Annotated in this window: 7 protein-coding genes; 1 reads left to right on the top strand and 6 read right to left on the bottom strand. The window is 71.9% G+C overall.

Annotated elements, in window-relative coordinates:
* Positions 1–135: 135 nt before the first annotated feature.
* From ABD371_RS33570 to rfbD, 5 genes are read right to left on the bottom strand one after another with little or no spacing between them, the layout of a single operon-like run.
* The gene (locus ABD371_RS33570) at positions 136–843 is read right to left on the bottom strand and encodes a thioesterase II family protein (RefSeq protein ID WP_344485741.1); all 708 of its coding nucleotides are present in this window, start codon (positions 841–843) and stop codon (positions 136–138) included.
* Positions 840–1,853: a dTDP-glucose 4,6-dehydratase gene (gene rfbB / locus ABD371_RS33565; protein WP_344485738.1), complete on the bottom strand. Its 1,014-nt coding sequence runs from the start codon at positions 1,851–1,853 to the stop codon at positions 840–842. The genes ABD371_RS33570 and rfbB overlap by 4 nt, the downstream gene beginning before the upstream one ends.
* A complete protein-coding gene (locus tag ABD371_RS33560; RefSeq protein ID WP_344485735.1) occupies positions 1,850–2,917 on the bottom strand; it encodes a glucose-1-phosphate thymidylyltransferase in 1,068 nt (355 codons plus the stop codon). Before ABD371_RS33560 ends, rfbB begins: the two co-directional genes overlap by 4 nt.
* Entirely contained in the window at positions 2,914–3,528 is a 615-nt protein-coding gene (locus tag ABD371_RS33555; RefSeq protein ID WP_344485732.1) for a dTDP-4-dehydrorhamnose 3,5-epimerase family protein, read from the bottom strand. The genes ABD371_RS33560 and ABD371_RS33555 overlap by 4 nt, the downstream gene beginning before the upstream one ends.
* 18 nt (positions 3,529–3,546) lie before the next feature.
* Positions 3,547–4,464 carry a dTDP-4-dehydrorhamnose reductase gene (rfbD, locus tag ABD371_RS33550; RefSeq protein ID WP_344485729.1) on the bottom strand — a complete coding sequence of 306 codons (918 nt, stop codon included), beginning with the start codon at positions 4,462–4,464 and terminating at the stop codon, positions 3,547–3,549.
* Positions 4,465–4,976: 512 nt separating this feature from the next.
* Here rfbD and ABD371_RS33545 point away from each other — a divergent pair.
* Positions 4,977–5,981, top strand: a complete 1,005-nt coding sequence (locus ABD371_RS33545; protein WP_425575833.1) for an ACP S-malonyltransferase — start codon at positions 4,977–4,979, stop codon at positions 5,979–5,981.
* Between the two features lie 108 nt (positions 5,982–6,089).
* On the opposite strand, the gene ABD371_RS33540 is transcribed toward ABD371_RS33545, so the two are convergent.
* Positions 6,090–12,820 (bottom strand): SDR family NAD(P)-dependent oxidoreductase (locus ABD371_RS33540; protein ID WP_381735370.1); only part of this gene is annotated, 6,731 nt, incomplete at its 5' end.

The following is a 12,820-nucleotide window of genomic DNA, read 5'->3' as shown; positions in this document are numbered from 1 at the left end:
GCCCGTTCAGGGGTGGATCGCGGGATTCGCGAGCTTCACAAGGTGGGGAGATTCGGTCGGTGCCGTCCGTGGGCACGGGTCTCCACAGGGCACGCTAGGCAGTGGGGCGAAGGGGCTGACACCCCTGTTCTGCCCCTAGGCCCCCCGCTTCGGCGGCGGGCCGGTCCGGCGGAGATCGGTGGGGGCCTGCCGGGGCCGGTCGAGGTCGGGGTCGGTGCCGTGCAGGGAGATCAGCTGGTCGTGCACGAGGTTGACGACCTCGCGGCGGTGGGAGCAGAGATAGTCGCGACCGCCGGGGAGGACTTCCAGGTCGAACCGGCCGGAGGTGGCGCGCCGCCAGTCGCGTACGCCGGGCAGCGGGGCGCACGGGTCGTGGCGGCCCGCGATGGCGACGACGCGGCAGCCGAGGGAGGGCGGGCCGAGGGGCCCCCGGTGGCAGGGGCCGGTGCGGCCGGAGACGAAGAGGGTCAGCGGTCCGGCGTCGGTCTCGCGTTCCAGCCGCTGGGCGAGCCCGTGGGCGAGGTCCGCGCCGAAGCCGTGGCCGAAGAGGGCGAGGGGAAGGTCCGACCAGCCTTCCACCGCCCGGAAGATCTTGTCGACGAGTTCCGCGGGGTCCGCGGGCGGATGCTCGTCGCCGGCGGGCTCCGGGTACCGGACGACGAGCAGTTCCACCGTCGGCAGCAGCAGATCCGACATGGCGAGATAGTCGGAGGCCGAGTTCCGCCTGCTCGGGAGGCAGATCATGCGGTAGCTGCTGCGTACCGACGGCTGCCGGACCTGGATCAGTCCGATGTCGTCGGGGGCGGTCTCCCCGGCGGAGTGCGGGGGGCACTCACATGTCATACGCGCGACAGCCCCGGTCCAGTCACCGTCGCCGTCGCCGTCGCCGTCGCTGCCGCTGCCGACCGCGGGTGGGTCCGGTACCAGTCGACGGTCTCGGCGAGCCCCTCGGCGAAGTCGCGCGCGGGCGAGTAGCCGAGTTCGTCGTGGATCTTCGTCCAGTCGACGGAGTAGCGGCGGTCGTGCCCCTTGCGGTCGGTGACGTGCTCGACCCGGTCCCAGCCGGCCCCGCAGGCCTCCAGCAGCAGCCCGGTCAGCTCCCTGTTGGTCAGTTCGGTGCCGCCGCCGATGTTGTACGTCTCGCCCGCCCGGCCGCCGGTGAGGACGGCCAGCAGGCCCCGGCAGTGGTCGTCGACGTGGAGCCAGTCGCGGACGTTGTCCCCGTCGCCGTAGAGCGGCACGGTCCCGCCGGCCAGCAGCCGGGTCACGAAGAGCGGTATCAGCTTCTCCGGGTGCTGGTGGGGACCGTAGTTGTTGGAGCAGCGGGTCACGCGCACATCGAGGCCGTGGGTGCGGTGGTGGGCGAGGGCGAGGAGGTCGCCGGCGGCCTTGGACGCCGAGTAGGGCGAGCTGGGGTCGAGCCGGTCGGTCTCCACGGAGGAGCCCGTGGGGACCGAGCCGTACACCTCGTCGGTCGACACCTGGACGAAGGGTCCGGTGCCGTGGCGCAGCGCGGCCTCCAGCAGGGTGTGGGTGCCGACCACATTGGTGTGCACGAAGGGGTCCGCGCCTTCGATGGAGCGGTCGACGTGCGATTCGGCGGCGAGGTGGACGACGGCGTCGTGGGCCGCCATCAGCCGGTTCACGAGGGGCGCGTCGGTGATGTCGCCGTGCACGAAGGAGAACCCGGGTGCGTCCTCGACGGGTGCGAGGGCGGCGCGGTCGCCCGCGTAGGTGAGTTTGTCCAGGACGGTGACGCGGACGTCGTCGCCCAGGGGCCTGTCCGGGCCGAGGACGGTACGCACGAGGTGGGAGCCGATGAACCCGGCGGCTCCGGTGATGAGGAGGTTCACGATCGGATCTGCACCTTGCTGTGGTCGCCGAGAATCAGTCGGTGGGCCTGGGGGGATCGGGGGGCGGGGGTGACCCGCACCTGACGGCCGATCATGGACGCCTCGATGCGGCGCACGCCGTCGATGGCGGTGCCGGCCAGCACGATGGAGTACTCGATCTCGCTGTCGGCGATCGTGCAGTCCTCGCCGACGGAGGTGAAGGGGCCGATGTAGGAGCCCTCGACACGGGTGCCCCCGCCGACGACGGCGGGGCCCACGATCCGGGAGCGGACGATGACGGCGCCCTTCTCGATCACGACCCGGCCGACCAGTTCGCTCTCGTCGTCGACGGCGCCCTCGCAGCGCGGGGCGAGGCTCTCCAGGACCGAGCGGTTGACCTCCAGCATGTCGGTGGCGTTGCCGGTGTCCTTCCAGTAGCCGTCGACGGTGGAGGAGGTGACGGGGAGATTCTGGTCGAGCAGCCACTGGATGGCGTCGGTGATCTCCAGTTCGCCGCGTGCGGAGGGCTGGATGGCGTCGACGGCCGCGTGGACGACGGGGGTGAAGAAGTAGACGCCGACCAGGGCCAGATCGCTCTTGGGGAACTCCGGCTTCTCCTCCAGCACCCGCACCCGGCCGGTGTCGTCGAGGGTGGCGACGCCGAACGCCGACGGGTTGGGCACTCTGGTGAGCATGATCTGCGCGGCGGGTCTGCGGATCCGGAACTCCTCCAGCTGCGCGCTGATCCCGCCGAGGAGGAAGTTGTCGCCGAGGTACATCACGAAGTCGTCCTCGCCGAGCCAGGCGCGGGCGGTGCGGACCGCGTGGGCCAGGCCGAGCGGCTGGTGCTGCGGTATGTAGGTGACGCTGATGCCAAAGCGGGAGCCGTCGCCGACGGCGGCCCTGATCTCCTCGGCGGTGTCGCCCACGACGATGCCGACGTCGGTGACGCCCGCGTCGGCGATCCCTTCGAGTACGTAGAAGAGGATGGGTTTGTTGGCCACCGGGACCAGTTGTTTGGCCGAGGTGTGGGTCAGGGGGCGCAGGCGGGTGCCGGATCCCCCCGACAGGACGAGTGCCTTCACCGGGTCTCCTCGCTGAACGGGTGGGCGAGCGAGGACAGATACCGCAGGCAGTCCTCGTACGCGGGCAGCAGGCCCCTGGCCTCGGCCTCGGCCAGGCTGGGGGCCGAGGTGTCCTTGCCGGACAGCACGGGTGCGGTGTCCGGGAGCCATTCGATGCCCAGTTCGGGGTCGAGCGGGTCGATGCCGTGCTCATGGGCCGGGCGATAGCCGGCGGTGGTCAGATACATGACAGTCGCTTCGTCGGTGACGGCCTGGAAGGCGTGGCCGAGCCCCTCGGAGAGGAAGACCGACCGCCGGGACAGATCGTCCAGTTCGACCGCTTCCCAGGTGCGGTAGGTGGGGGAGCCGGGGCGCAGGTCGACCAGCACGTCGCGCACCGCCCCCCGGAGGCAGGTGACGTACTTCGCCTGGCCGGGCGGCAGATCGGCGAAGTGGATGCCCCGGATGACGCCCCGGCGGGAGACGGAGCAGTTGACCTGGGCGAGTTCAAGACGGCGGCCGGTGGCGAGCTGGAAGGCGTCGCGCTGGAACACCTCCAGGAATGAGCCGCGGTCGTCGGTGTGGAGGGTGGGCTCGTACAGCCAGGCGCCCTCGATCGACAGGGATTTCACCCTTCGGCAGCCTTTCGGTTAAGCGGAGTGAGCGGTGGACGGGGTGAGCGGGGTGAACGGTGTGAGCAGGGCGGACGGAGCGGGCCCGGCGAGGGCTCCGGCGAGGACCTCGCGCCAGTGGCGCGGCGCGGGGAGCCCGGCGGCGGCCCACCGCTCGTGGCCCAGGACGCTCCACGCCGGGCGGACCGCGGCCCGCCGCAGCGCGGAACTGTCGATGGCCCGCACCCGGTCCGGGTCCTGCCCGGCCAGCCGGAACACCTCACGGGCCAGTGCGTGCCAGGTGGTCCGGCCACCGCCGGTGGCGTGGAAGACCCCGTGGGCGCGCTCCGGCGGCAGGGTGCCGAGCGCGATGAGCCGGCCGGCGACATCGGGTGCCCAGCTGGGCTGTCCGTACTGGTCGTCGACCACCTCCACCGTGCGGCCCGGCTCCCGCGCGAGCCGCGCCATGGTGTGGACGAAGCCGCCCTCACCGCGCCCGTACAGCCAGGCGGTGCGCACCACGGCGGCGGTCTCCGGCAGCACGGAGAGCACGGCGCGCTCGCCCGCGAGCTTGGTGCGCCCGTACGCGGTGCGCGGGCCGGGTTCCGCGTCCTCGGCGTAGGGGCGGCCGGAGTCGGCCGGTGCGCCGCCGAAGACATAGTCGGTGGAGACATGGAGGAGTCTGCTGCCAGTGGCGGCGCAGGCGCGGGCGAGATGGCGCGGGCCGTCACCGTTGACCCGGTGGGCCGCCGCCTCCTCGGTCTCGGCGAGGTCGACCGCGGTCCAGGCGGCGCAGTTGACGACCACGTCGGGGCCGCCGTCGGCGACGGCCGAGGCCACCGCCCGCGGATCGGTGAGGTCGAGATCGGCCCTGCCGGTCCGCACGATGTCGGCCCCGTGGGCGGCGAGCTGGGCGGACACCTCGCCGCCGAGCATGCCGGTGGCTCCGACCACCATCCATCGCAGTGTTCCCGGATCAACCGGAAAGACCTCGGGGACACGACCCGCCGACGCTTCTTTTTCTTGCGAATAATAATTCGGCGCGATCACGCGTCGATGTTATGGGAATGTTCGACAAAATCGCAACACCAGTTCTCCGTAATAGTTCCCAACGAAAGACCAGTGCCGTATGAATCATTCTCCGAAAACCCCTAATAACCCCTATCGATCGGATCACCGCCCCCAGATTTCCATGCGTCTCGGGATCATCCGCCTTCCCACGTGCTAGACAGGATCCGAACCACTTTCGTTCCCTCCTCCGCCAATCTTCGCCATGTGTCGGCCGCACCACTTCCCGAGGGCGCGCGACGGCCGCCGCCACCGTGCCCCCACACCATCGACTCCCCTTTCCGGCCTTGTGTCCGACCGCACGCGCACCCGCGAAGCGGCCGAATGCAGGGCCCTTTCTCGTCAGCGACACCGGCAGGCGGCTGCCGGAGCAATCCCGGAAGCAAAGGTATTCACGGATCATGACCAATTCCGAGCAGATTCCCGCGCCCGATTCTCCCGGATCAGCCACTTCCGCCGGTTCCCAGGCCGCGCGCACCGGGACCGCGATCGTTTTCCCGGGAATGGGCCCCTCCACGTTCTCGGAGGTGGGGAAGTTCCTCTTGCTCGATCCCTATGCGCGGAAGCGCCTCGCGGAAGCCGACGAGGCGCTCGGTCATTCGGTTTTCGACCGGTTCAGGACGGCCGAGGACGACTACTCGGTCCATTCGCAGATCGCCTTCCTGGTGAACTCCATGGCGATGGCGGACCGGGCGCTCGACACCCTCGGCGTCTCCCCCACCGTCTGCACCGGACCGAGCTTCGGCCAGAAGGCGGCCGCCGCGTTCGTCGGCTCCCTCCCCTTCGCGGACGTCGTGCGGCTCACGGCCGAGCTGGCCCGCTGCGAGGAGGAGTACTTCACCGAGGCGTACCAGGACGTCGTCACCCACTCCTTCGTCCGCACCCCGCAGGAGAGGCTGGACGAGATCCTGGCCGGATTCGACGACCGGGGCGTCTGGTACGACATCTCCGGCCGGCTCGACGCCGGGTTCCACATGCTCTCCGTGCGGGAGGGGGAACTCGACGGGCTCAAGGCGAGCATCAGCGCGGCGGGCGGCTACTCCATGTACTCGATGCGGCCTCCCGTCCACGCGGCCGCGTTCGCCGCGCTGCGCCGCAAGGCCGAGGAGGAGGTGTTCGCCTCGTACCGACTGGCCGACCCCGCCCTGCCGGTGGTGACCGACCAGGACGGCACGGTCGTCCGGGACGCCGCCGGGATGCGCACGATGATGCTGGACACCTTCGACCGGCCGATCCACTGGCCGAGCGTGGTCCGCACACTCAAGGAACTCGGGGTGGGCACCGTCTGTGTGACCGGGCCCGACAATCTCTTCCACCGTCTCGATCTCACCAAGGACAGCTTCGAGGTCGTCACCGTGGGTCTGCCGAAGAAGCGGGCCCGGGAGCGCGAGCGGCGCACCCGCTGACGGATCCGCCCGTACGCGAAGGGCGTTTCGCGACGCGGTACGCGACGGCGGGCCTCCGCCGGCAAGGGCCCGGCCCCACCTCAGTGGTGGGGCCGGGCCCTCCGCTTGTCAGCGCCCGGCGTCGAGCCAGTCCGTCACCGCGCGCGCCGTCGTCGGGGCGTGCTCCTCCATCATGGTGAAGTGATTGCCCGGCACATCCACGGCGGTGTGCTCCAGCTCCCAGTACGAACGCCAGTCGCCGTCCGTCCCCCGCGACCAGTCGAAGAACCGCTCACCGGCCCGGACCAGCAGGGTCGGCGTCTTCACCGCCGTCGGCTTCCAGCCGCCGAAGAGCCGGAAGTACGCGCCCATCGCCAGCAGCCGGGAGTCGTCGACCGGCACATAGCTGTCCTGGCGGTCGTCCATCCCCTCGGAGAGACCGGGCTGAATGCCGATGATGGCGTCATCGTCGTGCGAGTAGATGTCGATCATCACCACGGCCTCGGGGAACACTCCCTCGCTCTCCAGCCTCCCGGCCACCGCGTGGGCGAGCATGCCGCCCGACGAGTGTCCGAGCAGTACGAACGGAGCGCCGTCCGCGTACCGCAGCACCGCATCGGCCTGGGCCTCGATCACCGCTTCGGCGGTCGAGGGCAGCTGCTCGCCGCGGAGGAAACCGGGGGCGGCCAGCGCCCGGACATCCCGCCGGCCCCGGAAGGCGGAGGCGAAACGCGCGTACTGGTGCGGGCCCGAGATCGACAGAATGGAGGAGAAGCAGACCAGACCGGGACCGGTCTCCCCGCGCGACAGCCGCACCAGGCTGGGTGCCTTGCGCAGCTCGGCCGCCGAGGCGAACGACGGCCGGAAGCGCGAGGCCCCCATCAGCAGCTCCATGAACTGGCCGGAAGCGCCCTGAGCGCCGGCCTCCTGAAGCATCGCCCCGAAGACTCCCCCGGACGCCTCCGTACCGTCACCGCCACCGTCCGCCGTACCGCCGGGCACCCCGGCCGCTCCGGCCGAGCCGTCGGCGGATCCCAGCAGCTCGGCACGGATCCGGCGGGCGGCCAGCAGGGGCGTCGGGTGGTCGAAGAGCAGGGTGGCGGGCAGCCGCAGACCGGTCGCCGCGTTGAGCTGGTTCCGCAGCTCGACGGCCGTCAGCGAGTCCAGGCCGAGTTCCAGGAACTCCTGGGACTCCCCCACCGCTTCCGGCGACGGGTAGGCGAGCACCGCGGCGACCTGAGCGCGCACCACATCGAGCAGCAGCCGCTCCTGCTCGTCCTCCGGCAGCCCGGCCAGTCCCGCGAGCCGTCGCGCGGCGGCGGACGCCGCCGGGTCGGCGGCCCGGTGCGCCGCCGCCCTGCGCGGCACACCGCGCACCAGCCCCCGGAAGACCGCGGGCAGCGCTCCGGCTTCCGCCTGGGCGCGCAGCGGAGCGGTGTCGAGCCGCATGGCGACATAGACGCCGCCCCCGGTGTCCCCGGTGTCCGGGCCGTCGGCGGAACCCTGCGCGGCGAGCGCGCACGCCGTGTCGAAGAGCGCCAGCCCCTCGGCGGCGGAGAGCGGGGCCAGTCCGGCGCGCGCCATCCGCTGGATGTCGGCGTCCGAGAGTTCCCCGGTCATCGCGCTCGCCTGGGCCCACAGCCCCCACGCCAGCGACACGGCGGGCAGTCCCGCCGCCCGGCGCTGCTGGGCCAGGGCGTCCAGAGCGGCGTTGGCCGCCGCGTAGTTGGCCTGCCCCGGGTTGCCGAGCGTGCCGGCCGCCGAGGAGAACAGGACGAACGCGGCCAGGTCGAGTCCCTGGGTCAGCTCGTGCAGATGCAGCGCGGCCTCGGCCTTGGGCCGCATCACCGTGTCGAGCCGCTCCGGCGTCAGCGACGGCAGCAGTCCGTCGTCGACCCGGCCCGCCGCGTGGATGACGGCGGTGAGCGGACGCTCCCGCGGTATGGCCGCCAGCAGCGCGGCCAGCGCCTCCCGGTCGGCCGCGTCGCACGCGGCGACCGTCGTCCGCGCGCCCAGTTCGGCGAGTTCGGCGACGAGTTCGGCGACACCGTCCGCCGCGGCCCCGCGCCGGCTGGTGAGCAGCAGATGCCGCACCCCCCGCTCGGCCACCAGATGCCGGGCCAGCAGACCGCCGAGCGCCCCGGTACCGCCGGTGACGAGCACGGTTCCCTCCGGGACAAAGGCGGGCCCCTCGGTGCGGGCACGCTCCTCGCCCGCCACCGGCGGAACCGCCGGGACCGCCGGCACCCGGGCCAGTCTGGCCGTGTGCGCGACTCCGTCGCGGAGAGCGAGCTGCGGCTCGCCGCTGGCGACGGCCGCGATCAGCAGCGGGGCGAGCCGCTCCTTGTCGCCGTCGTGGCTCGCGTCGAGGTCAAGGTCGAGGTCGAGCAGCGTCAGCCGGCCGGGGTTCTCCGACTGCGCGGACCGCAGCAGGCCCCACACCGGGGCGTGTGCCAGGTCCGGTACGCCCTCGCCCGGCCGGGCCTCGACCGCGCCCCGGGTGACGACCGTGAGCCGGGCACCGGTGAACGTCTCGTCGGCCAGCCAGTTCTGTACGAGTTCCAGCGCTTCCTGGGTCGCCCGACGGGCGGCCTCGGCGGCGGTGGTCTGGCTCTCCTGATCGGTCGACGCGTACGAGACGAGCACGGTGTCGGGCAGCGGCTTGCCCGCCGCCACCACTCCGCCGAGCGCATCGAGGTCCGCGTACACGTCGGCGGTGACACCCGCCGACCGCAGGACGGCCTCCATACCGAGCACATCGGCCCCGACGACGGCCCAACGGCCCGTCCCGGCGGGAGCGCCGACGGTCAGCGCGGGCCATTCGAGCCGGAAGAGCGACTCGTGGAAGACCGGCCGCTCCGACCGCAGCCGCGCCGGGTCGAGCGCCCGCAGCAGCAGCGATGCGACCGACACCACAGGCGCGCCCTGCTCGTCGAAGGCGGCGAGGGACACCGCGCCCGGCCCGGCGGGGGCCAGTCGTACGCGCAGCGAGCCCGCGCCGACGGAGTGCAGGGTGACGCCGCTGAAGGCGAACGGCAGCCGGATCGGGGCGGTTTCGCCGTCCCCTTCGCCGTCGCCGGTGAGGAGGGAGCCGAGCGCGATGCCGTGGAGACCGGCGTCCAGCAGCGCCGGGTGCACACCGAAGGCGGCGGCCTCGGCGCGCGGGCCCTCGGGCAGCAGCAGTTCGGCGAACAGCTCGTCGCCGCGCCGCCAGGCGGCGCGCAGATTGCGGAACGCGGGGCCGTAGGCGAACCCGGCATCGGCGAACCGGTCGTACAGACCGTCCGCGTCGAGCGGCTCGGCGTCGGCGGGCGGCCAGCTCTCCAGCGCTGCGGCGGCCGGCGTCTCCGCCGTGCCGAGCACTCCGCTCGCGTGCCGCGTCCAGGGCGTGTCCCCGTCGTTCCCCGCCTCCGGGCGCGAGTGCACCTGGAGGGCGCGGAGTCCCGACTCGTCGGGCGCGGCCACGGAGAGCCGCAACTGAAGCGCGCCCCTCTCCGGCAGCACCATCGGCGCTTCGAGCGTCAGCTCTTCCAGCAGGGTGCTGCCGACCCGCCTTCCGGCGTGCAGCGCCAGCTCAACGAAGGCGGTTCCGGGCAGCAGGACCGCGCCCGCGACCGCGTGATCCGCGAGCCAGGGGTGGGTGGCCAGCGAGAGCCGCCCGGCGAACAGAGCGCCCTCAGAGTCGGGCAGCTCGACATCCGCGCCCAACAGCGGGTGCCCCGCCTCACCGAGCCCGGCGGACGACACATCGCCGACCGGGGCCACGGGCACATCGATCCAGTACCGCTCGTGCTGGAAGGCGTACGTGGGCAGGTCGACGCGCTGCGCGCCGGTGCCCGCGAAGTACGCGGCCCAGTCGACGGTCACGCCCTGGGCATGCGCCCGCGCGAGAGCCGTGGTCACCGTCTCCGCCTCGGGGCGGCTCTTGCGGAGCACGGGTGCGAAGACTGCGTCACCGCCTTCGACACAGCCCTGAGCGAGGGCGGACAGGGTCCCGTCCGGGCCGAGTTCCATGTACGAGGTGACTCCGGCGGCCTCCAGCGCACGGACACCGTCCAGGAAACGGACGGCCTCGCGGACGTGGCGTACCCAGAAGTCGGCGGTCGACATGTCGTCCGTGACGAGGGTGCCGGTGAGGTTGGAGACGACCGGGATCTTCGGGTCGCCGTACGAAAGGTTCTCGATGGCCGTACGGAACGCCTCCAGCATGCCGTCCATGTGCGGCGAGTGGAACGCGTGACTCACCGTAAGACGCTTCGACTTACGATCCGGGAACTCCTCGACCACAGCGAGAGCGGCGCTCTCGTCACCCGCGATCACCACCGACGTCGGGCCGTTGATCGCCGCGATGCTCACGCGATCGGTCAACAGCGGGAGGATCTCCTCCTCCGAGGCCTGGACCGCGATCATCACGCCCCCCGTGGGCAGCGCCTGCATCAAACGCCCACGAGCCGCCACCAGGGTGCAGGCGTCCTCCAGCGAGAACACACCCGCCACATGAGCAGCGGCGATCTCACCGATCGAATGACCGGACAGGAAGTCCGGCTTCACACCCCAGCTCTCCAGCAGCCGGAACAACGCCACCTCAACAGCGAACAACGCCGGCTGCGTCACCGCCGTCTCATCGAGAGCACCGCTCTCGTCGCCGAACAGCGCTTCCTTCAACGGCACATCAAAACGCGCGCAGACCGCGTCCAACGCGTCCGCGAACACCGGATACACCTCGTACAGCTCACGGCCCATCCCCAGCCGCTGACTCCCCTGCCCGGTGAACAGGAACGCCAGCTTCCCGGAGTTCACCGTGCCCTGTGCGAGATGGGCCCGGGCGTCGCCGTCGGCCAGTGCTCGCAGACCGCTCAGCAGCTCGTCCCGGTCGCCCGCCACGACCACCGCACGGTGGTCGAAGGCGGCCCGCCGGGTCGCGAGCGAGTACGCCACATCATCGACACGCGCCTCAGGAGCATCCGCCAGATGGGACACCAGCCGGGCAGCCTGGCCACGCAACGCGTCCGCCGACTTCCCGGAGAGCACATACGGCAGCACAGCGGGAACCCGGACCGGAACCCGAACCGGACGCGAATCCGACCGCTCCGGAGCCTGCTCGATGATCGTGTGCGCGTTGGTCCCGGAGATACCGAACGAGGAGATGGCGGCGCGGCGCGGGCGGCCGGTCTCCGGCCAAGGGGTCACCGACTCAAGCAGCGAGACCGCTCCCGCCGACCAGTCGACATGCGGAGTCGGCTCGTCCACGTGCAGCGTCTTCGGCAGCACACCGTGACGCATCGCCTCGACCATCTTGATGATGCCCGCGACACCGGCAGCCGCCTGCGTGTGACCGAAGTTGGACTTGATGGAGCCCAGCCACAGCGGGGAGTCCTCGGTGTGCTCCTGGCCGTAGGTGGCGAGCAGCGCCTGCGCCTCGATCGGGTCACCCAGCGAGGTACCCGTGCCGTGCGCCTCCACCACATCCACCTCGGCGGCCGACAGACCCGCGTTGGCCAGCGCCTGACGGATCACCCGCTGCTGAGACGGACCGTTCGGAGCCGTCAGACCATTCGAAGCACCGTCCTGATTGATGGCGGAGCCACGGACGACCGCCAGCACCGGATGGCCATTGCGCCGCGCGTCGGAGAGCCGCTCCACCAGCAGCATGCCGACACCCTCGCCCCAGGCGGTGCCGTCGGCGGCGGCGGCGAAGGGCTTGCAGCGGCCGTCGCCCGCGAGGCCGCGCTGACGGCTGAACGCGACGAAGGTGCCGGGCGTGGCCATCACGGTCACGCCTCCGGCCAGCGCGAGATCGCACTCACCGCCGCGCAGCGCCTGCGCGGCGAGGTGCAGGGTGACGAGGGAGGACGAGCAGGCGGTGTCGACGGTGACCGCCGGGCCTTCGAGACCGAAGGAGTACGAGACCCGGCCGGAGGCGACGCTGCCCGAGCTGGAGGTGCCCATATAGCCCTCGAGGCCCTCGGGGGCGCGGTGCAGCAGAGTGCCGTAGTCGTTGTACATGACACCGGCGAAGACGCCGGTACGGCTGCCGCGCAGGGTCGCGGGGTCGATGCCCGCGCGCTCGAAGGCCTCCCAGGAGGTTTCGAGGAGGAGGCGCTGCTGAGGGTCGGTGGCGAGGGCCTCGCGCGGGGAGATCCCGAAGAAGGTCGGGTCAAAGTGGTGGGCGTCGTGCAGGAATCCGCCGGCCCTGCTGTAGCTGGTGCCGGGCCGGTCGGGGTCGGGGTCGAAGAGGGCTTCGACGTCCCAGCCACGGTCGTCCGGCATGTCCGAGATGGCGTCCCGGCCCGCCAGGACGGCTCCCCACAGATCTTCGGGGGACCGGATGTCGCCGGGGAAGCGGCAGGCCATCGCCACGATCGCGATCGGCTCGTCGTCACGGGCGGTGCTGGCTGCCACGGTGGCCGCCGCTTCCGCCCCGCCCAGGAGTTCACCACAGAGGTAGTCGGCCAGGAGCGCGGGGTTCGGGTAGTCGAAGACGAGTGTGGCGGGCAGCCGTACATCGGTCGTCGCACCGAGCCGGTTGCGCAGCTCGACGGCTGTCAGCGAGTCGAAGCCGACCTCACTGAACGAGCGCGCCGGATCGACGGCCTCGGGCCCGGCGAAGCCGAGCACGGCCGCGACCTGGTTGCGGACCAGCTCCAGCACGGCCACAGACCGCTCGTCCGCCGTCAGCGCGGCCAGCTGCCGGGCGAGCTTGCCCGCCGGGGCCGAGCCACCTCGGGCCGCGCGGCGGGCGGGGGCCCGGACGAGTCCGCTCAGCAGCGGCGGAACCAGCCCGCCGGCACGCAGTGCGGCGAGGTCGAGCTTCACGGGTACGAACAGCGCCTGGTCGGTGGCGGACGCGGCGTCGAACA

Origin of the sequence: Streptomyces amakusaensis, assembly GCF_039532665.1 — a bacterium.
GTDB classification, from domain to species: Bacteria; Actinomycetota; Actinomycetes; order Streptomycetales; family Streptomycetaceae; genus Streptomyces; species Streptomyces amakusaensis.
This window is presented reverse-complemented; position numbering and strand designations above follow the sequence as displayed.